This window comes from Martinezella paranaensis, assembly GCF_014200235.1.
GTDB lineage: Bacteria > Pseudomonadota > Alphaproteobacteria > Rhizobiales > Rhizobiaceae > Rhizobium > Rhizobium paranaense.
Map to the genome: position 1 here is coordinate 247,025 of NZ_JACHBI010000007.1, position 23,846 is coordinate 270,870.

At 60.2% G+C, this 23,846-nt stretch carries 26 protein-coding genes and 2 pseudogenes; 16 read left to right on the plus strand and 12 right to left on the minus strand.

Annotated elements, in window-relative coordinates; translation table 11 throughout:
* Positions 1 to 2 precede the first annotated feature (2 nt).
* The gene (locus GGD50_RS18835) at positions 3 to 1,586 is read right to left on the minus strand and encodes a peptide chain release factor 3 (RefSeq protein ID WP_107106756.1); all 1,584 of its coding nucleotides are present in this window, start codon (positions 1,584 to 1,586) and stop codon (positions 3 to 5) included.
* A 92-nt stretch (positions 1,587 to 1,678) separates the two neighbouring features.
* On the opposite strand from GGD50_RS18835, the gene dut reads away from it, so the two are divergent.
* Positions 1,679 to 2,149, plus strand: a complete 471-nt coding sequence (gene dut, locus GGD50_RS18840; RefSeq protein ID WP_107106755.1) for a dUTP diphosphatase — start codon at positions 1,679 to 1,681, stop codon at positions 2,147 to 2,149.
* A 9-nt stretch (positions 2,150 to 2,158) separates the two neighbouring features.
* Here the strand turns inward: dut and GGD50_RS18845 are convergent, their stop codons facing one another.
* Positions 2,159 to 2,623: an Lrp/AsnC family transcriptional regulator gene (locus GGD50_RS18845; RefSeq protein WP_107106754.1), complete on the minus strand. Its 465-nt coding sequence runs from the start codon at positions 2,621 to 2,623 to the stop codon at positions 2,159 to 2,161.
* 109 nt (positions 2,624 to 2,732) lie between these two features.
* Between GGD50_RS18845 and GGD50_RS18850 the strand changes: the two genes are divergently transcribed.
* Positions 2,733 to 3,647: a DMT family transporter gene (locus GGD50_RS18850; protein WP_107106753.1), complete on the plus strand. Its 915-nt coding sequence runs from the start codon at positions 2,733 to 2,735 to the stop codon at positions 3,645 to 3,647.
* Between the two features lie 26 nt (positions 3,648 to 3,673).
* Here GGD50_RS18850 and GGD50_RS18855 read toward each other — a convergent pair whose 3' ends face one another.
* On the minus strand, positions 3,674 to 4,306 hold the full coding sequence (locus GGD50_RS18855; protein ID WP_107106752.1) for a LysE family translocator: 633 nt from the start codon (positions 4,304 to 4,306) through the stop codon (positions 3,674 to 3,676).
* Positions 4,307 to 4,332: 26 nt separating this feature from the next.
* Complete coding sequence (locus GGD50_RS18860) at positions 4,333 to 4,890, minus strand: cysteine hydrolase family protein (RefSeq protein ID WP_107106751.1); 558 nt, start codon at positions 4,888 to 4,890, stop codon at positions 4,333 to 4,335.
* Positions 4,891 to 5,019: 129 nt separating this feature from the next.
* On the opposite strand from GGD50_RS18860, the gene GGD50_RS18865 reads away from it, so the two are divergent.
* Positions 5,020 to 5,637 (plus strand): LysE family translocator, encoded by a 618-nt coding sequence (locus GGD50_RS18865; RefSeq protein ID WP_107106750.1) that lies wholly within the window; start codon positions 5,020 to 5,022, stop codon positions 5,635 to 5,637.
* A 135-nt stretch (positions 5,638 to 5,772) separates the two neighbouring features.
* A complete protein-coding gene (cysK, locus tag GGD50_RS18870) occupies positions 5,773 to 6,741 on the plus strand; it encodes a cysteine synthase A (protein ID WP_107106749.1) in 969 nt (322 codons plus the stop codon).
* Between the two features lie 69 nt (positions 6,742 to 6,810).
* Here the strand turns inward: cysK and GGD50_RS18875 are convergent.
* Positions 6,811 to 6,936: pseudogene (locus GGD50_RS18875) on the minus strand (magnesium chelatase subunit ChlI family protein); the annotation flags it as partial.
* Between the two features lie 168 nt (positions 6,937 to 7,104).
* On the opposite strand from GGD50_RS18875, the gene GGD50_RS18880 reads away from it, so the two are divergent.
* Positions 7,105 to 7,599 carry a hypothetical protein gene (locus tag GGD50_RS18880; RefSeq protein ID WP_107106748.1) on the plus strand — a complete coding sequence of 165 codons (495 nt, stop codon included), beginning with the start codon at positions 7,105 to 7,107 and terminating at the stop codon, positions 7,597 to 7,599.
* Positions 7,583 to 8,305, plus strand: a complete 723-nt coding sequence (locus tag GGD50_RS18885) for a hypothetical protein (RefSeq protein ID WP_210203678.1) — start codon at positions 7,583 to 7,585, stop codon at positions 8,303 to 8,305. Before GGD50_RS18880 ends, GGD50_RS18885 begins: the two co-directional genes overlap by 17 nt.
* A 119-nt stretch (positions 8,306 to 8,424) precedes the next feature.
* On the opposite strand, the pseudogene GGD50_RS18890 reads toward GGD50_RS18885, so the two are convergent.
* Positions 8,425 to 9,962, minus strand: a pseudogene (locus tag GGD50_RS18890) (YifB family Mg chelatase-like AAA ATPase).
* A 134-nt stretch (positions 9,963 to 10,096) separates the two neighbouring features.
* Here GGD50_RS18890 and GGD50_RS18895 point away from each other — a divergent pair.
* Positions 10,097 to 10,498: a hypothetical protein gene (locus tag GGD50_RS18895; protein WP_146143970.1), complete on the plus strand. Its 402-nt coding sequence runs from the start codon at positions 10,097 to 10,099 to the stop codon at positions 10,496 to 10,498.
* Positions 10,499 to 10,554: 56 nt separating this feature from the next.
* Here GGD50_RS18895 and gshB read toward each other — a convergent pair whose 3' ends face one another.
* The 5 genes from gshB to rsmI form a co-directional block, all read right to left on the minus strand.
* Positions 10,555 to 11,502, minus strand: coding sequence for a glutathione synthase (gene gshB, locus GGD50_RS18900; protein WP_107106746.1), 948 nt, complete (start codon positions 11,500 to 11,502; stop codon positions 10,555 to 10,557).
* Positions 11,503 to 11,595: 93 nt separating this feature from the next.
* A complete protein-coding gene (locus GGD50_RS18905) occupies positions 11,596 to 12,099 on the minus strand; it encodes a cupin domain-containing protein (protein ID WP_181315991.1) in 504 nt (167 codons plus the stop codon).
* A gap of 96 nt (positions 12,100 to 12,195) precedes the next feature.
* Positions 12,196 to 13,191, minus strand: a complete 996-nt coding sequence (locus GGD50_RS18910) for an endonuclease/exonuclease/phosphatase family protein (protein WP_107107031.1) — start codon at positions 13,189 to 13,191, stop codon at positions 12,196 to 12,198.
* A 102-nt stretch (positions 13,192 to 13,293) separates the two neighbouring features.
* The gene (locus GGD50_RS18915; RefSeq protein WP_107106745.1) at positions 13,294 to 13,662 is read right to left on the minus strand and encodes a YraN family protein; all 369 of its coding nucleotides are present in this window, start codon (positions 13,660 to 13,662) and stop codon (positions 13,294 to 13,296) included.
* Positions 13,655 to 14,563, minus strand: a complete 909-nt coding sequence (gene rsmI / locus GGD50_RS18920; protein ID WP_107106744.1) for a 16S rRNA (cytidine(1402)-2'-O)-methyltransferase — start codon at positions 14,561 to 14,563, stop codon at positions 13,655 to 13,657. The genes GGD50_RS18915 and rsmI overlap by 8 nt, the downstream gene beginning before the upstream one ends.
* A gap of 246 nt (positions 14,564 to 14,809) precedes the next feature.
* Here rsmI and dnaN point away from each other — a divergent pair, with 246 nt between their 5' ends.
* The 6 genes from dnaN (at position 14,810) to GGD50_RS18950 (ending at position 19,458) form a co-directional block, all read left to right on the plus strand.
* Positions 14,810 to 15,928, plus strand: coding sequence for a DNA polymerase III subunit beta (dnaN, locus tag GGD50_RS18925; RefSeq protein WP_107106743.1), 1,119 nt, complete (start codon positions 14,810 to 14,812; stop codon positions 15,926 to 15,928).
* Between the two features lie 163 nt (positions 15,929 to 16,091).
* Positions 16,092 to 16,685, plus strand: a complete 594-nt coding sequence (gene pmtA, locus GGD50_RS18930) for a phospholipid N-methyltransferase PmtA (protein ID WP_107106742.1) — start codon at positions 16,092 to 16,094, stop codon at positions 16,683 to 16,685.
* A gap of 84 nt (positions 16,686 to 16,769) precedes the next feature.
* Positions 16,770 to 17,351, plus strand: coding sequence for a histidine phosphatase family protein (locus tag GGD50_RS18935; RefSeq protein WP_107107030.1), 582 nt, complete (start codon positions 16,770 to 16,772; stop codon positions 17,349 to 17,351).
* A gap of 7 nt (positions 17,352 to 17,358) precedes the next feature.
* Positions 17,359 to 18,051, plus strand: coding sequence for an orotidine-5'-phosphate decarboxylase (gene pyrF / locus GGD50_RS18940; protein ID WP_107106741.1), 693 nt, complete (start codon positions 17,359 to 17,361; stop codon positions 18,049 to 18,051).
* A gap of 25 nt (positions 18,052 to 18,076) precedes the next feature.
* Entirely contained in the window at positions 18,077 to 18,364 is a 288-nt protein-coding gene (locus tag GGD50_RS18945) for a DUF1330 domain-containing protein (RefSeq protein ID WP_107106740.1), read from the plus strand.
* A 113-nt stretch (positions 18,365 to 18,477) separates the two neighbouring features.
* Positions 18,478 to 19,458 carry a complex I NDUFA9 subunit family protein gene (locus tag GGD50_RS18950; RefSeq protein WP_107106739.1) on the plus strand — a complete coding sequence of 327 codons (981 nt, stop codon included), beginning with the start codon at positions 18,478 to 18,480 and terminating at the stop codon, positions 19,456 to 19,458.
* 515 nt (positions 19,459 to 19,973) lie between these two features.
* Here GGD50_RS18950 and GGD50_RS18955 read toward each other — a convergent pair.
* The gene (locus GGD50_RS18955; protein WP_107106738.1) at positions 19,974 to 20,774 is read right to left on the minus strand and encodes an undecaprenyl-diphosphate phosphatase; all 801 of its coding nucleotides are present in this window, start codon (positions 20,772 to 20,774) and stop codon (positions 19,974 to 19,976) included.
* Between the two features lie 149 nt (positions 20,775 to 20,923).
* Here GGD50_RS18955 and GGD50_RS18960 point away from each other — a divergent pair, with 149 nt between their 5' ends.
* From GGD50_RS18960 to GGD50_RS18970, 3 genes are read left to right on the plus strand one after another with little or no spacing between them, the layout of a single operon-like run.
* Positions 20,924 to 21,616, plus strand: coding sequence for a glutathione S-transferase family protein (locus GGD50_RS18960; protein ID WP_107106737.1), 693 nt, complete (start codon positions 20,924 to 20,926; stop codon positions 21,614 to 21,616).
* Positions 21,617 to 21,628: 12 nt separating this feature from the next.
* On the plus strand, positions 21,629 to 22,786 hold the full coding sequence (gene queG / locus GGD50_RS18965) for a tRNA epoxyqueuosine(34) reductase QueG (protein ID WP_107106736.1): 1,158 nt from the start codon (positions 21,629 to 21,631) through the stop codon (positions 22,784 to 22,786).
* Complete coding sequence (locus GGD50_RS18970; RefSeq protein WP_107106735.1) at positions 22,786 to 23,658, plus strand: SDR family oxidoreductase; 873 nt, start codon at positions 22,786 to 22,788, stop codon at positions 23,656 to 23,658. Before queG ends, GGD50_RS18970 begins: the two co-directional genes overlap by 1 nt.
* Positions 23,659 to 23,846: the final 188 nt, after the last annotated feature.

Consider the following 23,846-nt stretch of genomic DNA (forward strand, 5'->3'; position numbering starts at 1 on the left):
AATCACGCCGCCTTGACGGCGTGATATTCCTTGATGGCGACCATCTTGATAGCCGGATAACGTTCGGATTCGTAGCGCAGCGAAAAGCCGTCCTGGGCGAGGAAGACCGGATCGCCGTCGAGGTCGCGGGCGATGTCGCCACGGCGGGCAGTGACGAATTTGTCGAGGTCGACAGCCTGATCGGCAGATATCCAGCGGCAGACGGAGAAGCGCGACATTTCGAAGGAGACCGGCAGGCCATATTCGGCCATCAGCCGCTCCTTCAGAACGTCGAGCTGCAGTGCGCCGACCACGCCGACGATGGCGGGAGAGCCATCCTCGGGTGAGAAGAGCTGCACCACGCCCTCTTCGGCCATCTGTTGCAGCGCTTCCTTCAGCTTTTTCGCCTTCATCGCGTCTTCAAGGCGGACGCGGCGCAGGATTTCCGGCGAGAAGTTCGGCACACCCTGGAAGACCAGGGATTCGCCTTCCGTCAGCGTGTCGCCGATGCGCAGCGTGCCGTGATTGGGAATGCCGACGACATCGCCAGCATAGGCGGTATCGGCGAGCTGGCGCTGCGAGGCAAAGAAGAATTGCGGTGCGGTCAGGCCAAGCTGCTTGCCGGTGCGCGACAGCCGGGCCTTCATGCCGCGTTCCAGCTTGCCGGAGCAAATGCGCGCGAAGGCGATGCGGTCGCGGTGGTTCGGGTCCATGTTGGCCTGGATCTTGAAGACGAAGGCCGTCATCTTGTCGTCGGTCGCTTGCACGGTCCGGATATCGGCAACCTGATCGCGCGGCGGCGGCGCAAAGTCACCCAATGCGTTGATGAGATCACGAACACCGAAATTGCGAAGAGCCGAGCCGAAGAAAACCGGCGTCATATGGCCTTCCAGGAAGGATTCACGGTCGAAGGGACGGCAGGCTTCGATAGCGAGCTCGGTCTCGTCGATGAAGGCTTGCCGCTCATTTTCCGGCAACCGGTTGGCGATGGCCTGCGGGCCGTTGACCAGGGTCGCCTCTACCTCGGTATCGGAGCCACGGGCGGTATTGTCCGCTAGGTGATAAGAACCGCAGAAGGTCTTCGATCGGCCGATCGGCCAGGTGACCGGAGCGGTGTCCAGCGCCAGCTTTTCTTCCACTTCATCGAGAATTTCAAAGGGATCGCGGCTTTCGCGGTCCATCTTGTTGATGAAGGTGATGATCGGGATGTCGCGCATGCGGCAGACTTCGAACAGCTTCAGCGTCCGCGGCTCGATACCCTTGGCGGCGTCGATGACCATGACGGCGGCATCGACTGCCGTCAGCGTGCGATAGGTATCGTCGGCGAAGTCCTCGTGACCGGGCGTATCGAGAATGTTGAAGACGTTGCCGTCATATTCAAAGGTCATGACCGAGGTCACGACCGAGATGCCGCGCTCGCGCTCGATCTTCATCCAGTCGGACCGCGTCTGCATGCGATCCTTCTTGGCCTTGACCTCGCCGGCAAGCTGAATGGCGCCGCCGAACAGCAGCAGCTTTTCGGTGAGCGTCGTCTTGCCCGCGTCCGGGTGGGCGATAATAGCGAATGTGCGGCGGCGGGAAACCGCCTCGGCGAGACTTTCGGCCATGCTTGTGAAATCCTGTGAATTGCGGCTGTATCTAGCGATTCAAAGGCGCAATTGCAATTGACCTCAGCGGTTCGAGCACAAACTAATGCCGTATGACCATTCACACCGATACGCGCCCGACGCTGAACCTCATCCGCCTGGCCCACGGCCAGAGCCTCGATCTGCCCGCCTACGAGACCAAGGGGGCCGCCGGCATGGACCTGCGCGCGGCCGTCGAGGAAGGTGCGACCCTGACGATCGCACCGGGCAAACGGGCACTGGTGCCGACGGGCTTCATCATGGAGATCCCCGAGGGTTTCGAAGCCCAGATCCGCCCCCGCTCCGGCCTCGCCTTCAAGCACGGTATCACCTGCCTCAACACGCCGGGTACCGTTGACAGCGATTATCGCGGCGAAGTGAAGGTACTGCTCATCAATCTTGGCGAAGAGCCGTTCGACATCACGCGCGGCATGCGCATTGCGCAGATGGTGATTGCGCCGGTCACGCAGGCGCGTGTTGCTGAGATCGCCGAAGTCAGCGAAACCACGCGCGGGGCCGGCGGCTTCGGCTCGACCGGCGTGTGACGGCGGAATTTAACGCGAAAGCGGCGGCAATCGCCGTTTGACCGGGGTCGCCTTGATCATCGATGTATTGGTTTCCGCGCGCTCGGTGATCTTGTCGAGAATGCCGTCAAGCTCACCCATCGAGCGCACCACCAACCGGCCGATGAAACAGTCGTCGCCGGTAACCTTGTCGCATTCGATGAATTCCGGCGTCTCCTGGATAATGCGCTCGACCACATGCAATTGGCCGGGCAGCGGCCGGATGCGCACGATCGCCTGCAGGGGATAACCAACCGCTTCCAGCGCTATATCCACGGTGAAGGCCGCGATGACACCCCGCTCCTCCAGCCGGCGCAGCCGCTCGGCAGCACTCGGCGACGACAGGCCGGCCACTTCGGCCAATTCCTTCAGCGAAATCCGGGCATTGCGCGCCAGGGCGTCCAGCATGCGCTGGTCTATTGTATCGAGCTCCAGAGCTGCATTAGGTATACCCATAACAATGCCTCATATAATTAGGCTGTTTACCCATTAATCTTCATTCAGACTACATCATGCGCTCGCTCGCCGCAATATTATCAGGCTCTGGAAAACGGGAGTCCTGACAATGAACGAGATAAGACGCGGCACAGCGGAAATGACGGCAGCAATGCTGATTTCGGGGACCATCGGCTGGTTCGTGCTGATGTCGGAGCAGCCTGTCACCGGCGTCGTCTTCTGGCGTTGCCTGTTTGGGGCGCTGACTCTTCTTGTCATCTGCGGAGCCATGGGTCTGTTGCGCCCCGGCATTCTCAGCCTGCGGACCTTCGTGATCGCCGTCGGGGGCGGTGTCGCTATCGTCCTCAACTGGCTGCTGCTCTTCGCCGCCTATTCGCATGCCTCGATCTCGATCGCGACGACGGTCTATAATACGCAACCTTTCATGCTGCTCGGCCTCGGCGCACTGTTTCTCGGCGAAAAGATCACGCTCACCAAGCTTTTCTGGCTGGGTCTCGCCTTTGCCGGCATGGCCGTCATCGTCGAAGGCAAGCCGGCGGAAGCAACGGGCGCCGGCAGCTATGCCATCGGCATCCTGTTCTCGCTCGGCGCCGCCTTCTTCTATGCGCTGGCAGCGCTGGCCGCCAAATGGCTGAAGGGCACGCCGCCGCATCTGATTGCACTGATCCAGGTTTCGACGGGCATCCTGATGCTCCTGCCTTTCGCCGACTTTTCCGCCCTGCCGCGCGACGCGGGCGGATGGTCGATCCTCGTCACCATGGGCGTTGTACATACCGGCGTGATGTATGTGCTGCTCTACGGCGCCATCCAGAAGCTGCCGACGCATCTGACCGGGGCGCTGTCTTTCATCTATCCAATCGCCGCCATTGTCGTCGATCGCTTCGCCTTCGGCCATGTGCTCGGCTTGGCACAGATCATCGGTGCCGTGATCATTTTGGCCGCGGCGGCAGGCATGAACCTCGGCTGGACGATCGCCTTGCCGCGTCTTAAAAGCGGTCCTCTTTCAAAGGAAGCCGCTGAATGATCACTTCAGGCAGCCCGTGTTCTGATCTAGCGCTGCGCCTCGAAGGCCATGCGCATGGCAAGCCCCGCAAGCACCGTGCCCATCAGCCAGCGCTGCACCAGCATGAAGGACGGGCGGCTTGAGAAGAACAGCGCGACGGAACCGGCCGTCAGCGCGAAGATGGAGTTGAGCGTCACGCTGACGGCAATGTGGGTGAAGCCGAAAATGACGGACTGGCTGAAGACGCTACCGTTCGCGGGATCGATGAACTGCGGCAGCAGTGAAAGATAGAGGACCGCGACCTTCGGGTTCAGCAGGCTGGTCACCAGGCCCATAGCGAAGAGTTTGCGCGGCCCATCCTTCGGGAGATCGCGGACCTGAAAGGCGGAACGGCCGCCCGGCTTCAACGCATTCCAGGCAAGCCAGGCGAGATAGGCCGCGCCGACGAGACGCAGCGCGTCATAGGCAAAGGGCACGGCGAACAGGAAGGCCGTGATGCCGAGCGCGGCCGAAAGCATGTAGAAGACGAAGCCGAGTGCCACGCCGCCGAGCGAGATCAGCCCGGCCGCCGGCCCCTGCGAGATCGATCGCGACACCAGATAAATCATGTTTGGCCCGGGCGTTACCACCATTCCGACGGCGATCAGGGCAAAGGTGATGATACTGGTCAGATGCGGCATGGAGGTCTCCGGCGGGGGAAATAAATTTAAAAGGCAATTTGGGCGGTCGGGATAAGCTTGATCTCATGCGGGCCGGCATCGAAGCCGTCCAGCAGCATATTGTGATGAGCGATGATCGCCTCGAATGTCAGCTTGCCCATATCGGCGGTCGTATGACCATCCGAGAGCAACGTCACGTCGAAGCCGAGCGAAACGGCACGTCGTGCGGTGGTATCGACACAGAATTGCGTCATGCAGCCGCCGATGACGAGATGGGTGATCCCCTTTGCGCGGAGGCGCGCCTCCAGATCGGTCTCGAAGAAGGAATCGCAGCTCGTCTTATGCACCACGACATCGCCGGCTTCCGGCGCGATTTCGCGGCGCAACTGCCAGCCTTCGCCACGCTTGGCCAGACGATGCGTTCCCTGGCCGTCATGCTGCACGATGAAGGAAGGAATGCCGGCGGCGCGGGCTTTGTGTTTCAGTTCCGCAAGCCGGGCCACGACACCTTCCAGAGCGGCGTCGATCACCGGCTGGCGCTCTGGCGTGCCGAGGCCGGTCAATATGGCATTCTGAAGGTCGATCAGGAGCAATGCGGACGACATGAGAGCCTTATGCAACACGGTTTCGACGGGCCGTTAACTCTTGGTAGTATGTTCGCGCCGTTTGCGCAATCGCTTGAAAAGGCAGGAGCGGTGCGATAGAGCAATGAGCTATCCTGGGAGGAACGGACCATGACGCTCGCAACTCTGCTCGCCTATAGCGGTGCGCTTTTCATTGCGGCAGCAATTCCCGGTCCAGGCATTACGGCGATCGTTGCCCGCGCGCTTGGTTCCGGCTTTCGCGAGACCTTCTTCATGGGCCTCGGCCTCGTGCTCGGCGACACAATCTACCTGACGGCGGTCATTCTCGGCCTCGCTTTCGTGGCGCAGACCTTCACGGAGATCTTCATCGTCATCAAGGTCGCCGGTGCGCTTTATCTCGGCTACATTGCCTGGAAGCTCTGGACGGCCGGGCTGCTCTCCACCGATGTCACGGCAAAAAAATCGACCAGCGTCGGCATGTCCTTCCTGTCCGGACTGCTGGTGACGCTCGGCAATCCAAAGACCATGCTGTTTTACGTGGCACTCGTGCCAACCCTGATCGATATCGGCAGCATTGGGCTTCGCGAATATGCCATTCTGCTCGCGGCGACCTTCGTCGTGCTTCTGGTGGTGCTGATCCCCTATATGCTGCTCGCTTCCCGCGCCCGCACTTTCCTTAAGCGGCCGAAAGCACTGCAGATTTTGAACCGGGTCGCCGCCAGCATTCTCGCCGGCACGGCAGCCTTCATCGCCACCCGGGCCGCCTGAAAAAACCTTTCCCGATAAAACCCTATGCGGAATTCTTTTCTCGCGGTGGGGGATCGGCAAAGTGATCTCATTCTGGTTTCCGGCAGCGTTTGATCTTATTGTGCCTCTACGATTCCAATAAAGGGGGAGCTACCCATGTCCGACACCCGCAAACCAGGCCGCGGCCGCGTCTATGCCTCGATCACCGACACCATCGGTGACACGCCGATCGTACGTCTCGACAAGCTGGCCAAGGAGAAGGGCGTCAAGGCCAACCTTTTGGCGAAGCTCGAGTTCTTCAACCCGATCGCCTCCGTCAAGGACCGTATCGGCGTCGCCATGATCGAGAGCCTGGAAGCGCAGGGCAAGATCACCCCCGGCCGGAGCGTGCTGGTCGAGCCGACCTCCGGCAATACCGGCATCGCACTCGCTTTCGCCGCCGCTGCCAAGGGTTACCGGCTGATCCTCACCATGCCGGAAACGATGTCGATCGAGCGCCGCAAGATGCTGCTCCTGCTCGGCGCCGAGCTGGTGCTGACCGAAGGTCCGAAGGGCATGAAGGGCGCGATCGCCAAGGCGGAGGAACTTGCCGCGACGTTGCCTGACGCCATCATCCCCCAGCAGTTCGAAAACCCGGCCAACCCGGAAATCCATCGCAAGACGACAGCAGAGGAAATCTGGAACGATACGGACGGCCAGGTCGACATCTTCGTATCCGGCATCGGTACCGGCGGCACGATCACCGGTGTCGGCCAGGTGCTGAAAGCCCGCAATCCGAACATCAAGGTCGTTGCCGTCGAGCCAGCCGACTCGCCGATCCTCTCCGGTGGCAATCCCGGTCCGCATAAGATCCAAGGCATCGGCGCCGGCTTCGCCCCGAAGATTCTCGACACGCACATCTATGACGAGATCGTCACCGTCACCAATGACGAGGCGTTCCAGCAGGCACGTCACATCGCCAGGCTCGAAGGCGTGCCGGTCGGCATCTCCTCCGGTGCGGCACTGGCGGCTGCGATCAAGATCGGCCAACGTCCGGAAAACGAAGGCAAAAATATCGTCGTCATCATCCCCTCCTTTGCCGAGCGCTATCTCTCGACGGCGCTGTTCGAGGGTCTGGGCGGCTGATACGGCCTGCTTCGATCGTCAGCTATCGAAAGGGCGCTGCGGCGCCCTTTGTCATTTCAGCCGCTTGATTTACGCCGCCGCGGTCAGCCGTTCGCCGGCAATGCGGTAGGAAATGGCTTCTGCGAGATGGATGCGCCCAACAGTTTGCTTGTCGTCGAGATCGGCGAGCGTGCGGGCCATCTTAAGGATGCGATAATTTCGTACTGGGCTGCTGGAAATGCTCTGGAAGCACTTTCCTCCGTGAGATGTTGGAAGTCTTTATAAAACCTACCAGTGATTAAATCGCCGTCAATTTCGATCTTAGATGGAAACTTGCGATGAAATTACTTAGACTATAGCTTGGCTTCTGAATGTGGGGGACAAATGATTAGCGCGAAAATTCGTATTAAAGTCGGCTCGATGGAACTCGAATATGAAGGCGATCCTGCGTTTCTGACAGGCGGCATCGAGGCTCTGCTGACGACCATGGGTGATTTGGCGGGACGTATACCGAACGAGCCCGCTCAAGCGGCGGGTATAGCAATCGCGAATAGCCCGCCAAGCGAACTAGCTGGGTTTCATTTCTCAACTAACACCATCGCCGCCCATCTCGATGCTAAGACCGGCCCTGAACTTGTCATATGCGCGATGGCACAACTCGAACTCGTTCAAGGAAAATCTTCATCCAGTCGGAGCGAAATACTTGCGGAGATGAAAAGCGCGACAACTTACTTCAACACGAACATTGCTAGTAATTTGAGTAAGAGCCTAAGCAATCTCACGAAAGCTAAGCGCATCAATCAAGTAGGAGCAGGGTCGTATTCTCTTAGCGCCTCTGAAAAGAAAAAGGTTGAGGTCAAGGTTGCTGAAATCGACTGAACTTAAAGACTGGCTCCATAAAAACCTTGACCGGCTAGACAAGCTCCTTTTGGTCCTTGCAACTCAGGACACTCCCATCAGCGTTTCAAAATTGATCGAAGTAGCGGAAAGCGCGGGTTTTCGAGAACCCAAAAAATGGAACGTGTCGGCAATACTTACTGGTTCCAAAGGCAAGGCCATTAGAACTAGTGGTTGGGAGCTCACGTCCGAAGGTAAGATGCATCTCCGTGCTCTGGGCGTGGCTTCGATCAGCCCCGCCGCCATGCAAGTTGCAACCGATCTTCGGCACCATCTATCCAAGGTCGCGGACGCTCAGACGCGAAACTTTGTTGAGGAAGCGATTAAGTGCCACGAGGCAGAACTCTATCGCTCGGCCATAGTCATGTCGTGGCTCGGTGCCATGGATGTACTTCAGAAACATGTTCTCCTCAATCACCTTGCAGGTTTCAACACCGAAGCGACACGCGTCAATAGCAAATGGAAGATGGCGCTAACCCAAGATGATATCGGAAGAATGGGCGAGAGCGATTTTCTCGATCGGATTGAGGCCCTTTCGATTATCGGCAAGAATGTTAAGGCACAATTGAAAGGCTGCCTTGATTTACGCAACGGATGCGGCCATCCGAACAGCTTGAAAGTTTCTGTAAACAAGTCTGCGGCCCATATCGAGACCCTGTTGCAAAACGTCTTCGAGAAATTTTCGTAGTTGCAGCAAAAAATTTGAAAGAATGTGAAGCCGTCGCCTCAAATCAATGAGCGGTCTGCACGTTGCCGGAGATTGTAGGAAGGGTACCACAGCGCCCTTTGTCATTTCAGCCGCTTGATTTACGCCGCCGCGGTCAGCCGTTCGCCGGCAATGCGGTAGGAAATGGCTTCTGCGAGATGGATGCGCCCAACAGTTTGCTTGTCGTCGAGATCGGCGAGCGTGCGGGCCACTTTCAGCACGCGATGATAGCCGCGGGCGGAAAACTTCATCTTCTCCGCCGCGTCGCGCAGCAATTGCAAGCCGGCGGCGTCGGGCTCGGCGATCGTCTCGATCATCGATGTCGAGCAGCGGGCATTCGTGGATATTCCCTTCATGCCGGCAGCCTCGAAACGTTCGCGCTGCCGTTCGCGGGCGCGAGCAACACGAAGCGCGACATCGGCGCTCTTTTCGGCCGTCGTCGGCCGAATGAGATCGGCCGCGGAAACGGCGGGCACGTCGAGACGAATATCGATACGATCCAGCAGTGGTCCGGATATGCGGCCCTGATAATCCGCGACGCAACGCGGGCCACGGGCGCAGGTGTGACCCGGCTCGCCGGCCATGCCGCAACGGCAGGGATTCATCGCCGCAACCAATTGGATGCTGGCGGGATAGGAAACGCGATGATTGGCCCTGGCGATGACGCATTCGCCAGATTCCAGCGGCTGGCGTAGCGCGTCCAGCGCCTGCGGCGAAAACTCGGGAAGCTCGTCGAGAAACAAGACGCCATGGTGCGCCAGCGAAACCTCGCCGGGGCGGGCACGCATACCGCCGCCGACCAGCGCCGCCATGGTGGCGGAATGATGCGGCGTGCGATAGGGCCGGCGGTCGGAGAGCTTTCCGCCCGAGAGTTGACCGGCAACGGAATGGATCATCGACACTTCCAGCAGCTCCGCCGTAGACAATGGCGGCAGAATGGACGGCAGGCGCGACGCCAGCATCGACTTGCCGGAACCGGGCGGACCAACAAAAAGCAAATTATGGCCGCCGGCCGCCGCCACCTCCAGCGCCCGTTTGGCGCTCTCCTGGCCCTTGATATCGGCAAGGTCGGGGAAGTTGGCGGCATTCGCTCTGATCGCCGGTTCGGGGCGCGACAGGACCTGGGTGCCGCGGAAATGATTGGCGAGCGCAATCAGGCTACGCGGCGCGAGGATATCGATGTCTGGGCCGGCCCATGCGGCCTCCGGGCCGCTTTCGGCCGGGCATATCAGCCCCTCCCCTTGCCGATTGCGTTGGCGGCGATCGCGGCCGGCAGCGCGCCCGCAACGGGCGCGATCGTGCCGTCGAGATTGAGCTCGCCGACAACGGTATAGGCGGAGAGCGCATCCGCCGGAATGGCGCCCAGCGCCGCCATCAGCCCAAGCGCGATCGCAAGATCGAAATGGCTGCCCTCCTTGGGCAGGTCCGCGGGCGCGAGATTGACCGTGACCTTCTTCGGCGGCAGCGACAGGCCGGAGGCATGAAGGGCTGCCTGCACACGTTCGCGGCTTTCGGCCACGGCCTTGTCCGGCAGGCCGACGATATGCATCAACACCTTACCCGGTGCGATCATCACCTGCACTTCGACGGGAACGCCCTCAATGCCCTGAAACGCAACCGTGCTGACGCGCGCTACCATCCCCGCCCTCTTTTAACTCGTTTACCGTTATCAATTTTTCATAACAGACTATGGGTTGCATAGTGGCAGAAGTTATGGAATGAAACAAGAACAATAAAAGAACGAAGGGACGATTTCTACAATCGGGAGCAAATATGAGACGTGTAGTATCGCTTTCCCTTCTGCTGGGTGCTGTTCTGGCCGGCTGTCAGTCTATCGATGGCGGGGGTAATCTGGAAAAAGGCGTTCCCTATCAATTGAGCGCCAAGGAAATTGCCGCTGTGGAAAAGGGTTTGCACGAGCAGCTTCCCTATGAGGGCGCGCTGATCTTCGGGCCGATGTTGGCTTCCAAGGATAGCAAGGGCTACGTCAGCGTCTGCGGCACCATCAGCTCCTTTGGTGGCCTGCACGGTGTCATGGACAAGCGGCCTTACGTCGGCATGATGGTCGACGTGAAACCGTTTTTCGGCTTCGTCCCGACCGTCATCGCGGACGATAGCTCCACCGGACCGTCGGCAGTGATCCTAACCTGCCACCGGATGGGCATCGCGATATAGCGCGCCTTGCGGCGAGCGAAGAGGCGGCGTCGTGATCCCTGGAGGACAGGCGCCCCTCAAGCGCGCTTCGCTTCGATTGCATCCCACAACAGGCTTGCGATATCGGCACCGCCGAAGCGTTTGACTTCGCGCAGGCCGGTCGGCGAGGTGACGTTGATCTCGGTCATGTAGTCGCCGATGACGTCGATACCGACGAGCAGGAAGCCGCGCGCCTTCAGCGCAGGGCCGATGCGCTCGCAGATTTCCTTTTCGCGTGCCGTCAGATCGGTCGCCTCGGCACGGCCGCCGACATGCATGTTGGAGCGGGCGTCATGCTCGGCCGGCACGCGGTTGATCGCGCCAACCGCCTCGCCGTCGACGAGGATGATGCGCTTGTCGCCCTTGCGCACGTCAGGCAGATATTGCTGCGCGATGAAGGGCTCGCGGAAGAGCTGGCCGAACATTTCGAGCAGCGAAGACAGGTTGCGGTCGTCACGGGTCGAATGGAAAACGCCGGCGCCGCCATTGCCATAAAGCGGCTTCAGGATGATATCGCCCATCTCCTCGCGGAAGAGACGGATTTCGGCGGGATCGCGGGTGATCAGCGTCTTCGGCATCAGGTCGGCAAATTCGGTGACAAAGATCTTTTCCGGCGAATTGCGGACCCACGCCGGATCGTTGACGACGAGCGTCTTCGGATGGATGCGCTCGAGCAGGTGCGTCGAGGTGATATAGGCCATGTCGAATGGCGGGTCCTGGCGCAGCAGTACGACGTCCATCGTCGAGAGATCGACGCGCTCCGACTCGCCAAGCTCGAAATGATCGCCCTTGACGTCGCGCAGGATCATCGGCTCGACGGACGCATAGATCTTGCCGTCGCGCATGCTGAGACGCTCGGGCGTGTAATGGAAGAGCTTATAGCCGCGGGTCTGGGCCTCAAGGCTCATGGCGAAGGTCGAGTCGCCTGCGATGTTGATGCTCTTGACGTGGTCCATCTGGACCGCAACATTCTTGATACCAGCCATAGTCAGCCCTCGCTCGAATTTGCGGACAGATGTAGGTCGGCCCGCATCCAAACGCAACGGCTATTCAAGGACTTCCATCAAGGCCGGCAGCACTCAGGCGGCAAGCCCCTGTGCGCCGCCCTGACGGACGAAGTTGCGCAGGCGATACGCCATGGTCAAAGGCTTCGGGAACGGCTTGCGGCAGAAGGCGACCTTGCGCAGATAGCGATCGATACGCCAGGTGGCCCAAGTGCCGCCGGCGAAATAGGCGACATCGCCGGCGCTGAGCGTGCGTTCGACGCCATCTTCCGTTGTGATATGCACCTCGCCTTCGAGGATCATCACCGTTTCGTCCCAGCCGAAATACCAGCGAAACTCGCCTGCGGTGCAATCCCACAGCGCGGTCATCGCGGCATCGTCCTGCCCGCGCGAATGCTCCGCAATGCGGGCGACCGGATCGCCCGCCAGAATCCAAGACGGCTCGATCGGCGAAGGCTTCATTTCCATCTCGCCGCTGGCGCCCGCCACGAAACTCTTCGACTGCGGCGGCGCGGCAATGACCGGAGCGGCACGCGCGGCAAAGGCCGCCATGCTCGCCAACATCAATTTCAAGACCATGCAATCCCCCAATTCCATGCGCGTCTCAATCTCCATCGCATGGAAGAGGTAACGGCGCGGTTCATGAAATCCGGCGCATTTTAATGATTGCAGAGATCAGGCAGAAAAACCTTCGATTGTACAAACGACCATATCGTGATCGGAAAGCGGCTTGCCCTCTTCATTGAGGGAGGAAACGAGGTGGCTTTCGCTGATCTTCAAACCGCGACTCAAGAACCAGTCGAGCTTCATGATGCGATCGGGAAAGCGCGTGATCAGGCTTGGGCGCGTGCTCGTTTGATCCAGCGGGCCGCCATGGCACTCGAAGCCGCGGCCTTCGGCCATGGCGAATAGGGTATCGGTCGAGAAATCGCCGCCCGTGTGATTGCCGGTATTGAGATCGCCGCCAATCAGGATCGGAAGGCCAGGCGCAAAACCTTCGACGGCATCGATCAACGCCGCCATCTGCCGCTCGCGATAGGCAACCGTCGCGACACTTTCGAGATGGACCGAAACGGCGACGAAGGGACCAGCCTCGGTTTCGACGATAGCGCCGACAGCGCAGCGATCGCCGATGCGCGGCTGTTCGTTGCTGTCGTTGAACCACTTGGCCTCGCCCGGCAAACGGAAGAGGAAAGCATCCCGCAAGGCAACGGACGCCATCAGGGAATTGCCGTGAAAGCCCTTTTCGTTGAAATCGTCCTTGCAGAGGGAGCGCTCGATTTCCGAGCCGAGGCTGAGTTCCAGGAATTCGACGCCATAAGCATAGTTCATGCCGAGTTCGCCTGCGACGATGGCGGTCGGGTCATTCTGTTCGGTGCGCGCCATGCCCTCGTCCATCTCGGAGAGCAGGATCAGCGGCGCCTTGGTCGCCTGCAACTTGGCGGCGGATTCGAGGGGAAAAAGGCAGCGCTCCATGTTCCACGCGGCCACGGTGAAGGGGAAGCCAAGCGGCCGAACCTCACCGGTCGCGCCACCGATGCGCACGGTGTTCATGCAGGCAAGGGATGCCAGTTTTGCGGCGTGAACATCGGGGGTCTTTTCCAACGAAATAAAGCCTTTGCGTTCCTCCTGCGAGGGAACGGCGAAGGCGGAAACGGTGCTGCGGATCATCATGAGACCTGTCGAAATGGGTGGGGCGCTATACCTGGAAGCAGTGCGAGCGCGGCGGTCTGGCAATAGTCGCGCTTTGTGACGCCGCCATGATGGCCAGTCTCAAAAAGCATCCGGAAAATGCCGTGGCCAGTGGCGCGGCAGGATGGCGACGATGTCGTAGCGCTGCGACAGGCGCGCATAGTCCGGCTGGCGTGCCAGCCAGAGGTCGCTGGCGGCACGAATGCGTTTTTGCGCGGAAAAGGAAACGGCATCGATCGCCTCCTGCTCGCCGCGCCTGGCTTTGACCTCGACGAAGACGGCGAGATCGCCCTTGCGGGCGATGATGTCGATTTCGCCGAGCTTGGTACGATGGCGGATGGCGAGAATGCGGTAGCCCTTGAAGAAGAGGAAAAGCGCTGCGGCATATTCCGAGACATGGCCGCGTCGCCATGCTTCCCGCCGCTTCAGCCGCTCGCCGGTCTCAACCATGGCGCTCCTTCATATCGAGCAGGCGCTGATAGAGATCCTTGCGCGGCAAGCCTGTGATCCGGGCAGCCTCTGCCGCCGCCTTGGCTGTCGGCATGCTCCGTGCGAGATCGCTGAGAATGGCCTCGACATCAGCTTCGGCAGCAACCGTCTCTTCCGGCCGGCCGACGAGCCAAACGATCTCACCCTTGACGTTATCGACCTTGTCGTAAAAGGCGGCAAGCTCGGTGAGCGTGCCGCGACGGAATTCTTCGAAGGTCTTGGTGAGTTCGCGGCAGACGGCCGCTTTGCGCTCGCCGCCCAGCACATCGGCGGCGGCGGCGAGCGTTGCGGCGATGCGATGGGGCGATTCAAAGAAGATCAGGGTCGCGGGGACGAGGGCAAGCTCGGCCAGCCGGTCGCGGCGGCCCTTGTCCTTGGCGGGCAGGAAACCGGCAAAGAAGAAGGCATCGTTGGGCAGGCCGGAGCCGACCAGCGCGGCAAGCGGCGCAGACGCCCCTGGGATCGGCACGACACGGTAACCCGCCTCGATCGCCTGCAGCGCCAGCCGGTAGCCGGGATCGGAGACCAACGGCGTGCCGGCATCGGAGACCAGCGCCACAGAGCGCCCGGCTTCCAGCGCCTGCAGCAGCCGTGGCCCTGCCTCATCGGCATTGTGCTCATGATAGGCGAATGGCCGGTTCTGGATGCCGTAGCGATCGAGCAGCACACGGGTCACCCGCGTATCCTCGCAGGCAAGCACATCGGCGCCCGCCAGCGTTTCCAATGCCCGCAGCGTGATATCGCCGAGATTGCCGATCGGCGTCGCGACAAGATAAAGCGCCGGCTCCAGCGGCCGGGCGGGAACCGTGGTATTATGCAGGCGGAAACTGCGCGCTCCGCCGCCTGTGTGTTCGTCGCTCATACCGACCCTGAATTCGTCTCGGAATCATCGCCTTTATGGGCGAGGTATGTCCTGACGGCAAGAGCGGCGCAAATCCTGTGAGCATTGTCGGCCAAATACCGAAATGACGTGCAGCATATCCCGATGCCTCTTGCATTCGCATGCTGAGTTCTGTCATTTTGCCCGTCCAATCTCGGGCCTTGTCCGAAAATGCATCCTTCGGGCGCCTGTGGCTGCCCGGGAGTAACGGTCGAAAGCGGTAGCATCATGCGTATTACAATTGAGCGGTCGAACCTCCTGAAATCGCTGAACCACGTGCATCGCGTGGTCGAGCGTCGCAACACGATCCCGATCCTGTCCAACGTATTGCTCAAGGCCGACGGCGCGAGCCTCGACATGAAGGCGACCGACCTCGATCTCGAAATCACCGAAGCGACGCCCGCCAATGTCGAGAAGGCCGGCGCCACCACCGTGCCGGCGCATCTGCTCTACGACATCGTGCGCAAGCTGCCGGACGGTTCGGAAGTGCTTCTCGCCACCAACCCCGATGGCAGCTCGATGACGGTTGCTTCGGGCCGCTCGAAATTCTCGCTGCAGTGCCTGCCGGAATCGGACTTCCCGGACCTGACCGCCGGCAGCTTCAGCCATTCCTTCAAGCTGAAGGCGTCGGATCTGAAGATGCTGATCGACCGGACGCAGTTCGCGATCTCCACCGAAGAGACCCGTTATTATCTGAACGGCATTTTCTTCCACACGATCGAAAGCAAGGGCGACCTGAAGCTGCGGGCCGTGGCCACGGATGGTCACCGTCTTGCCCGCGCCGATGTCGACGCCCCCTCGGGCTCGGAAGGCATGCCAGGCATCATAATTCCGCGCAAAACGGTCGGCGAGTTGCAGAAGCTGGTCGACAGCCCCGATGTCGTCGTCACCGTCGAAGTGTCTGACGCCAAAATCCGCCTGACGATCGGATCGATCGTTATGACCTCGAAGCTGATCGACGGCACTTTCCCCGATTATCAGCGCGTCATCCCGACCAGCAACGACAAGGAAATGCGGGTCGATTGCCAGACCTTCGCCCAGGCCGTCGATCGCGTCTCGACCATTTCGTCGGAGCGCGGCCGCGCCGTGAAGCTGGCGTTGTCGGACGGTCAGCTCCTGTTGACGGTCAACAATCCCGACTCCGGAAGTGCTACGGAAGAAGTTGCCGTGGGCTACGACATGGACGCGATGGAAATCGGCTTCAACGCCAAATATCTGCTCGACATCACCGCGCAATTGTCCGGCGATGCCGCGATCTTCCTGCTTGCCGATGCCGGCTCGCCGACGCTGATCCGCGACACGGCCGGCGATGACGCTCTCTATGTCCTGATGCCGATGCGCGTCTAGCGAAACCGAAGCATCCTCGTAAGTTCTTGGGAACGAAAGAGGGCGCTTTCATTTGAACCTGTAGAGGTTTGCGACATTTTCTCTTGTTATTGCGCCATAGCATTGCAAGATAAGACATAAGCGATATGTAACTCGCAACTGTAAAATCTGGTGGGGGGAGAGCATGGCGCTGCGTCTCAAGGAACGGCTGGGCAAAAAGTTCGACGAAGAAATCCGTTTCTTCAAAGGCATGATGCAGGGCCCGAAAACGGTCGGTTCCATCGTTCCGACATCCTCGATCACCGCCCGCAAGATGGCGAGCATCGTCAACACCCATTCAGGGCTACCGGTGCTGGAACTCGGCCCGGGAACGGGCGCGATCACCAAGGCGATCCTGGCGCGCGGCATCGAGCGGGAAAATCTCGTCGCCATCGAATATTCCACCGACTTCTACAATCATCTCGTCCGTCTTTATCCCGGCGTCCATTTCATCAATGGCGATGCCTTCGATCTCGACAAGACTCTGGGGGTATTGCGCGGCCAGACATTCGATTCCGTCGTCTCGGGCATTCCGCTGCTGAACTTCCCGATGAAGGCGCGCGTCGCGCTGCTCGAAAGCCTGCTGGACCGCATACCGCCCGGCCGTCCCGTGGTGCAGATCTCCTACGGGCCGGTCTCGCCGATCATCGCCCGGCCGGATCGCTATCATATCCAGCACTTCGACTTCATCGTCCGCAACATCCCGCCGGCACAGCTCTGGGTCTATCGGCGGGGCTGACGCTATTTTCGTAGAGCCGTCTTCCCTCGACCGGGCATATCTCGGCTTCGAAACTGCGCCTTTCAACATGGGATCATGCAATCGATGTTCGCTCTCTATATCACGCACCCGCAGGTGCGCATTGATCCCTCGGTGCCAGTTCCGGAATGGGGCCTTTCCGATATCGGCACGGCGCGCGCCAAACTTGCGGCAACGCGCCCATGGGCGAGCAAGCTCGGCCTCATCGTTTCCAGCGGCGAGCGAAAGGCAATCGAGACTGCCGAAATCCTGGCGACGGCGAGCGCTGCTGCGGTCGAGATCATCGAAGCCACGCACGAGAATGACCGCAGCGCCACGGGCTTTCTGACCCCACCGGAATTCGAGAAGGCGGCGGACTGGTTCTTTGCCCATCCACATGAGAGTTTTAAGGGCTGGGAGCGTGCGATCGATGCGCAGGCACGGATCGTCTCCGAGGTGGAAGCCGTTCTGTTGCGGCACGACCCGAGCGTGCCCATCGCTTTCGTCGGCCACGGCGGCGTCGGCACGCTGCTGAAATGCCACCTCGAGGGCAAGCCGATCGCGCGTCAAGGCGATCAGCCACCGGGCGGCGGCAATCTTTTCTGTTTCGACCTTGCGAAGCGCGCCGTCTCATGCGACTGGACGCCTATAGAAGATTGGCAGGGGTGAACCTGAGATGACCGCACGCGACCGCTTGATCGTTGGACTGGATGTTCCAAACCTTCAGGAGGCCGAAAAGGTCATCACGGCGCTCGGCGACGATATTCTCTATTATAAGATCGGCTATCAGCTCGCCTTCGCCGGCGGGCTGGAATTCGCCCGCGACCTTGCCGCCGATGGCAAGAAGATTTTCCTCGACATGAAGCTGCTCGATATCGACAACACGGTTGCTTCCGGCGTCGAGAATATCGTCAAGATGGGCATGTCGATGCTGACGCTGCATGCCTATCCGAAGGCGATGCGGGCGGCCGTCGCCGCAGCCAAAGGTTCCGATCTCTGCCTGCTCGGCGTCACCGTGCTGACCTCGATGGATGAAGAGGACCTGATCGCCGCCGGATACGAATACGACCCGCATACGCTGGTGCTGCGCCGCGCCGAACAGGCGCTGCTCGCCGGCATGGGCGGCATCGTATGCTCGGCTGAAGAATCCGCCGCCGTTCGCAAAATTATCGGCCCGGACATGGCGCTGGTGACCCCGGGCATTCGCCCGACCGGCAGCGACAAGGGCGACCAGAAGCGTGTGATGACGCCGACTGAGGCCATCAAGGCCGGATCGAGCCACCTCGTCGTCGCCCGGCCGATCGTCAAGGCCGCCGATCCGAAGGAAGCCGCCCGCGCCATCCTCGCGGAAATGGACGCCGCGATCTAAATTTTAGGAAACAGGGAGACCGGACATGGCAAAGGGATATTGGATCGCACGCGTGGATGTTCGCGATCCCGAGCGCTACAAGGATTATGTTGCCGCCGCCAAGCCGGCTTTCGAAAAATACGGGGCGGTTTTCCTCGCCCGCGGCGGTGCTTTCACGCCACTGGAAGGCCAGGCGCGCGGCCGCAATGTCGTTATCGAATTCCCATCGCTGCAGCATGCCGTAGAGTGCTATAATTCACCGGAATACCAGATCGCGGCCAAGATCCGTCATGAAGTGGCGGATGCCGAAATGGTGGTCGTCGAAGGCGTCTAAGGCTTCCAAAAAAGTGGCCCGAACATGCGGCGCGATAGTACTTCACCTCGGCCCTCGGATCGGTTAAGACGAAGCCACATCAGCCCTATTCTAAGCCTTTCGAGGAGCCTGCCATGACCCTGTCCAACCTTCCGCCGCTCGTGACCGTGTTCGGGGGATCGGGCTTCATTGGGCGGCATGTCGTCCGCGTACTCGCTAAGCGCGGCTATCGTATCCGCGTCGCCGTGCGCCGGCCTGATCTTGCCGGTTACCTGCAGCCGCAGGGCAATCTCGGCCAGATCTCGATCGTCCAGGCGAACCTGCGCTATCGCAACTCGATCGATCGCGCCGTCGAAGGTGCGCAGCATGTGGTCAATTGCGTCGGCATTCTCACCGAAAGCGGCCGCAATACATTCGATGCGGTGCAGGAATTCGGCGCCAAGGCCATCGCGGAAGCCGCACGCGGCGTCGGCGCTTCGCTGACGCATATTTCCGCCATCGGCGCCAACGCCAATTCGGCTTCCGCCTATGCCCGCACCAAGGCCCGCGCCGAAGCCGCCATCCTGTCGATCAAGCCGGATGCCGTCATCCTGCGGCCGTCGATTGTCTTCGGTCCGGAAGACGGCTTCTTCAACAAATTCGCCGATATGTCGCGCACCGCGCCCTTCCTGCCGCTGATTGGCGGCGGCCTGACGAAGTTCCAGCCGGTTTATGTCGAGGATGTCGCCGAGGCAGTCGCCCGCGGCGTCGACGGCAAGCTCAAGGCCGGCACGATCTATGAGCTTGGTGGCCCGGAGGTGCTTTCTTTCCGCGAATGTCTCGAGACGACGCTTGCCGTCATCAATCGCAAGAAGTCACTTGTCTCTCTGCCGTTCGGCCTTGCCTCCCTCATCGGCAACATCGCTTCATGGGTGCCGCTCATCACGCCGCCGATCACTGCCGATCAGGTTCGCCTGCTGAAGCACGACAACGTCGTCTCCAAGGAAGCCGAAGCGGAAGGCCGGACCCTGAAGGGTATCGGCCTCATGCCGACCCTGCTTGTCTCCGTGCTGCCGTCCTATTTGGTGCGCTATCGCCCGCAGGGTCAGTTCACCGGCTCCGGCAAGGCTGCGTGACGCTTTACCGATTCGAAAAATCGAAGCGCCGCCTGGTTCCTCCAGGCGGCGTTTTTGTTTCGTCTGATCGCGTTTCCGGCACCAATGAGCCGCTTTTACCGTCTTGATTCACAGCTTGGCGTTGCTCAAAAGACGCACACCGAAAATAGTAGCATTAACGTCAAATTTAACATGAACCTTTATTGCTATTCATCATTTCACTGACTAACACAACCGCGCGTCGCCGAGCCCGGCAAGGCACAATGCGTGGCGCGCTTCACTTCTGCGGAAAGGCATTCTTCGATGGGTAAGTCTATCGCGCTTTTGTTTGCGTGCGCGGCACTGGTGATTCTGGCAGGCTCATTCGTAGCCCGCGGAAGCATCGCTTCGGTCAAGGGTGAATGCGCCCCGACCTATGGCGTCGACCCCTGCACGACAGGGTCCATCGAGCCTTCATCCTCGAACTAATCGAGCATGAAAAAGGCCGGTTCTCACCGGCCTTCGTTTTCTCAAGATCTCAACTTAGGCGATCCGCCTCAGCCGACCGTATAAAGTCCGATCAGGCCGAGAACGCCGACGCCAATGCGCCACCAAGCGAAGGGCGCGTAGCCGCGGCGCGAGACGAAATCGAGCAGTGCCCGGACCACGAACAATGCCGATATGAAAGCGGTGAAGAAGCCGATGACGATCAGCAGGCCCTGATCCATGCTGAGGTCGTGGCGGCTTTTCCACAAATCCAGCGCGAAGGCGCCGGCCATGGTCGGCATGGCAAGGAAGAAAGAGAATTCCGCGGCCGAACGCTTGTCGGCACCGAGAAGCAGGGCACCAACAATGGTGGAACCCGAACGCGACGTTCCAGGGATCATTGCCAGACATTGGAAGAAGCCGATCTTGACTGCCATCGGCCAAGAGAAGTCATAGGCGCTGGTATATTTCGGCTTGAACGGGATCCTGTCGATAACCAGGAGGACGATGCCGCCGAGAATCAGCGAGATGCAGATAACCTTCGGCGAATCGAACAGCACCGTCTTGATGAAATCATGCGCGATCGCGCCGATGACGGCAGCCGGCAGGAAGCCGAAGAGGACCGCGAGCACGAAATGACGGGCCTTGACGCTGACCGGCAGCGCCTTTGCGATTTGAACGAGGCGATTGAAATAGACAAGCAAGATGGCGAGGATTGCACCGAGCTGGATCAGAACGTCGAAAGTGGCAGCTTCATCAAAACCGAGGAAATGTCCGATCAATATCAAATGTCCCGTGGAGGATACCGGAATGAACTCCGTCAGGCCTTCCACGAGGCCCAAAAACAACGCGATAACAATTTGTTCAGCCATATTGTGTCCTTTGTCAAAGGCCGGGGTGGCCCGATTCGCTTGTAATAGCTAGGCCAAACTCCTATAGCTTCAACCGATGACGTATGACTAGGGCCGCAAATCGTGGCCCGAGACTCTTATAAGCATCAACTGCAAAAGCCCGAGTATCAATGCCGACGCTGTATCATCACTCCATGTCATCTCCGTCACGGTTCGTCCGTCTGATCCTGACCGAATACGGTTATCAGACGGAGTTGATCGAGGAACAGACGTGGGAAAAACGGCGCGATTTTCTGGCGCTCAATCCGGCCGGCACGCTGCCCGTCTATGTTGATGACAGCATGCGTGCGCTCTGCGGCGCGACCGTGATCTCCGAATATCTCGACGAGACGCATGGCGTTTTGAAGCGAGATCGCCGGCTTCTTGCCGAAGACCCGTTCCAGCGCGCCGAAATACGCCGGCTGGCGGAATGGTTCATGCAGAAGATGGAACAGGACGTGACGCGGCCTTTGGTGCGCGAACGCGTATACAAGCTGCAGATGACCGCCGATCAGGGCGGCGGCGCTCCTGACTCCAAGGTGATGCGCATGGCTCGGGGCAATATCCGCCAGCACATGAAGTATCTCTCCTGGCTCGCGGGTTCCCGCCAATGGCTCGCCGGCGACCGGCTGAGCTATGCGGATCTCGCGGCCGCCGCTTCGATTTCCGTCCTCGATTATCTCGGCGAGATCGATTGGGTGGAATCGCCCGTTGCCAAGGAGTGGTATCAGCGGCTGAAATCGCGCCCGTCTTTCCGGCCGATCTTGGCGGAACGCGTGCGCGGCATCACACCCGTATCGCACTACGCCGATCTGGATTTCTGACGAGGGCTGGATATGCCCGAAGACCGTGCCACAGAAAAAGAAAGCAAGCGACGGCGTACGCTGACCGCCTTTCTTCGCGACGAAGCGCGGACGCAGGGTTTCGATCTCTGCCGCATCACTCGGCCAGACGCCATTCCCGAGGCAGGGATCAGGCTCAATCAATTCCTGGAACAAGGCTACCACGGCACCATGGCGTGGATGGAGGAGACGCGCGAACGCCGCGGCGATCCCAACGTGCTCTGGGGGGATGTCCGCTCCATCGCCGTCTTCGGCCTCAACTACGGCCCCGAGGAAGACCCGCGCGGCATTCTGGAGAAACCCGACAAGGCGGCCATCTCCGTCTATGCCCGCAATCGCGACTATCACGACATCATCAAGGGGCGGCTGAAGGAGATCGCCACCCGCTTCGCGGCGCGATCGCAGGAAGACGTCAAGGTCTTCGTCGACACGGCGCCGGTCATGGAAAAACCGCTGGCGGCCGCAGCCGGCCTTGGCTGGCAAGGCAAGCACACCAATCTCGTCAGCCGCACGCACGGTTCCTGGCTGTTTCTCGGCTCGATGTTCACCACGGCCGATCTCGAACCGGATCAGGCGGAGATCGATCATTGCGGCTCCTGCCGCGCCTGTCTCGACGTCTGCCCGACAGCGGCTTTCCCGGCCCCCTACCAGCTCGACGCGCGCCGCTGCATTTCCTATCTGACCATCGAACACAAGGGGCCGATCGATCCGCAGCTTCGGCCGCTGATCGGCAATCGCATCTATGGCTGCGACGACTGTCTCGCCGCCTGTCCCTGGAATAAATTCGCAAACGCTGCCGCGGAGATGAAGCTGATCGCCCGCGATGACCTCAAGGAACCATCGATCGCCTTTCTGCTCGATCTCGACGATGCCGCCTTTCGCACCTTCTTCAGCGGTTCGCCGGTCAAACGCATCGGCCGTGATCGCTTCATTCGCAATGTGCTGATCGCCGCCGGCAATTCCGGGGAGCGCGGCTTAATCCCGGCATGCCGCGGTCTGGCAGGCGATCCCTCGGCCGTGGTGCGCGGCATGGCCGTCTGGGCATTGTCGCGGTTGATGATGGCTGGCGAGTTCCGCACTTTTGCGGCAGAAAGAAGTGACGAACCGGACGCGGATGTGCGCGCGGAATGGACAATGGCGGGAGTTGCGTGATGCATGTGATGATTTTCGGCTGCGGCTATTCGGGAACGGCTATCGCAAAGGCCTTCGCCGGCCCGGGCGTTCGGATCACCGGCACGACCCGTTCGCCCGACAAGACCGGTCCTCTTGGTCAGGAGGGCATCGAAGCTTTCCTCTTCGACGGCGAGACGTTCGATCCCGCATTGAGCGAGACGATGAAATCCGCCTCGCATCTCGTCCAGTCGATCGCGCCCGGCAAGGCGGGTGATCCGCTGCTGCGGCTGGCGCATATGAATATCCGCGCGCTCATGCCGAAGCTCGAATGGGTTTGCTACCTTTCCACCGTCGGCGTATATGGCGACCACAAGGGCGCATGGGTCAGCGAGGAAACACCGCTGCATCCGGTTTCCGACCGCTCGGTCGAACGCGTCGAGGCAGAGGATGGCTGGCACCGCGTCGGCATCAGGCTCGGCATTCCGGTTGCCGTGCTCCGGCTTGCCGGCATCTATGGTCCGGGCCGTAACACTTTCTGCAATCTGGAAAAGGGAACGGCACGGCGGCTGATCAAGGCGAACCAAGTGTTCAACCGCATCCGCGTCGAGGACATCGGCGCCTGCGCCAAGTTCCTCTCCGAGCGTAAGCTGGGCGGCATCTATAATGTCACCGACAACGAACCCGGTCCGCCGCAGGACGTCATCGTCGAGGCGGCCCGTCTCATGGGGATCGAGCCACCGCCGGAACAGGCTTTCGAAACGGCGGAGCTAACGCCGATGGCGCGTTCGTTCTATGGTGAGAACAAGCGTGTTTCGAACGCAAAACTGCGCGCGCTGGGCTTCCCGTTCCGCTATCCTGACTACCGCATGTCGCTCGCCCAACTGTGGTCCTCTGGCCGTTGGCGCGGCTAAACGAACGCGAGATTATCTCCCCAAAAATCGCACGAAAATTCCTACTAACCCATATTGGTTAGTTCAATTTGCTCCACATTTATGGTTAATGGTCTCTGAAATTGCACAAATGCGGCAGCAAATAAGGCGAAGTCAGAAAATTATTTTTTCAAATTTCGTGATCTTCTGCATTGCAACATCGATTTGAG

Coding starts and splice junctions, on each gene's coding strand:
- GGD50_RS18850 (WP_107106753.1), top strand. CDS start 2,733: ATGAACGAGATAAGACGCGGCACAGCGGAAATGACGGCAGCAATGCTG.
- dut (WP_107106755.1), top strand. CDS start 1,679: ATGACCATTCACACCGATACGCGCCCGACGCTGAACCTCATCCGCCTG.
- GGD50_RS18845 (WP_107106754.1), bottom strand. CDS start 2,623: ATGGGTATACCTAATGCAGCTCTGGAGCTCGATACAATAGACCAGCGC.
- GGD50_RS18835 (WP_107106756.1), bottom strand. CDS start 1,586: ATGGCCGAAAGTCTCGCCGAGGCGGTTTCCCGCCGCCGCACATTCGCT.
- GGD50_RS18970 (WP_107106735.1), top strand. CDS start 22,786: ATGCATGTGATGATTTTCGGCTGCGGCTATTCGGGAACGGCTATCGCA.
- GGD50_RS18915 (WP_107106745.1), bottom strand. CDS start 13,662: ATGGTTGAGACCGGCGAGCGGCTGAAGCGGCGGGAAGCATGGCGACGC.
- GGD50_RS18865 (WP_107106750.1), top strand. CDS start 5,020: ATGACGCTCGCAACTCTGCTCGCCTATAGCGGTGCGCTTTTCATTGCG.
- GGD50_RS18945 (WP_107106740.1), top strand. CDS start 18,077: ATGGCAAAGGGATATTGGATCGCACGCGTGGATGTTCGCGATCCCGAG.
- gshB (WP_107106746.1), bottom strand. CDS start 11,502: ATGGCTGGTATCAAGAATGTTGCGGTCCAGATGGACCACGTCAAGAGC.
- GGD50_RS18855 (WP_107106752.1), bottom strand. CDS start 4,306: ATGCCGCATCTGACCAGTATCATCACCTTTGCCCTGATCGCCGTCGGA.
- pmtA (WP_107106742.1), top strand. CDS start 16,092: ATGGCGCTGCGTCTCAAGGAACGGCTGGGCAAAAAGTTCGACGAAGAA.
- GGD50_RS18910 (WP_107107031.1), bottom strand. CDS start 13,191: ATGATCCGCAGCACCGTTTCCGCCTTCGCCGTTCCCTCGCAGGAGGAA.
- GGD50_RS18935 (WP_107107030.1), top strand. CDS start 16,770: ATGTTCGCTCTCTATATCACGCACCCGCAGGTGCGCATTGATCCCTCG.
- queG (WP_107106736.1), top strand. CDS start 21,629: ATGCCCGAAGACCGTGCCACAGAAAAAGAAAGCAAGCGACGGCGTACG.
- GGD50_RS18955 (WP_107106738.1), bottom strand. CDS start 20,774: ATGGCTGAACAAATTGTTATCGCGTTGTTTTTGGGCCTCGTGGAAGGC.
- dnaN (WP_107106743.1), top strand. CDS start 14,810: ATGCGTATTACAATTGAGCGGTCGAACCTCCTGAAATCGCTGAACCAC.
- GGD50_RS18860 (WP_107106751.1), bottom strand. CDS start 4,890: ATGTCGTCCGCATTGCTCCTGATCGACCTTCAGAATGCCATATTGACC.
- cysK (WP_107106749.1), top strand. CDS start 5,773: ATGTCCGACACCCGCAAACCAGGCCGCGGCCGCGTCTATGCCTCGATC.
- rsmI (WP_107106744.1), bottom strand. CDS start 14,563: ATGAGCGACGAACACACAGGCGGCGGAGCGCGCAGTTTCCGCCTGCAT.
- GGD50_RS18880 (WP_107106748.1), top strand. CDS start 7,105: ATGATTAGCGCGAAAATTCGTATTAAAGTCGGCTCGATGGAACTCGAA.
- GGD50_RS18950 (WP_107106739.1), top strand. CDS start 18,478: ATGACCCTGTCCAACCTTCCGCCGCTCGTGACCGTGTTCGGGGGATCG.
- pyrF (WP_107106741.1), top strand. CDS start 17,359: ATGACCGCACGCGACCGCTTGATCGTTGGACTGGATGTTCCAAACCTT.
- GGD50_RS18895 (WP_146143970.1), top strand. CDS start 10,097: ATGAGACGTGTAGTATCGCTTTCCCTTCTGCTGGGTGCTGTTCTGGCC.
- GGD50_RS18960 (WP_107106737.1), top strand. CDS start 20,924: ATGCCGACGCTGTATCATCACTCCATGTCATCTCCGTCACGGTTCGTC.
- GGD50_RS18905 (WP_181315991.1), bottom strand. CDS start 12,099: ATGGTCTTGAAATTGATGTTGGCGAGCATGGCGGCCTTTGCCGCGCGT.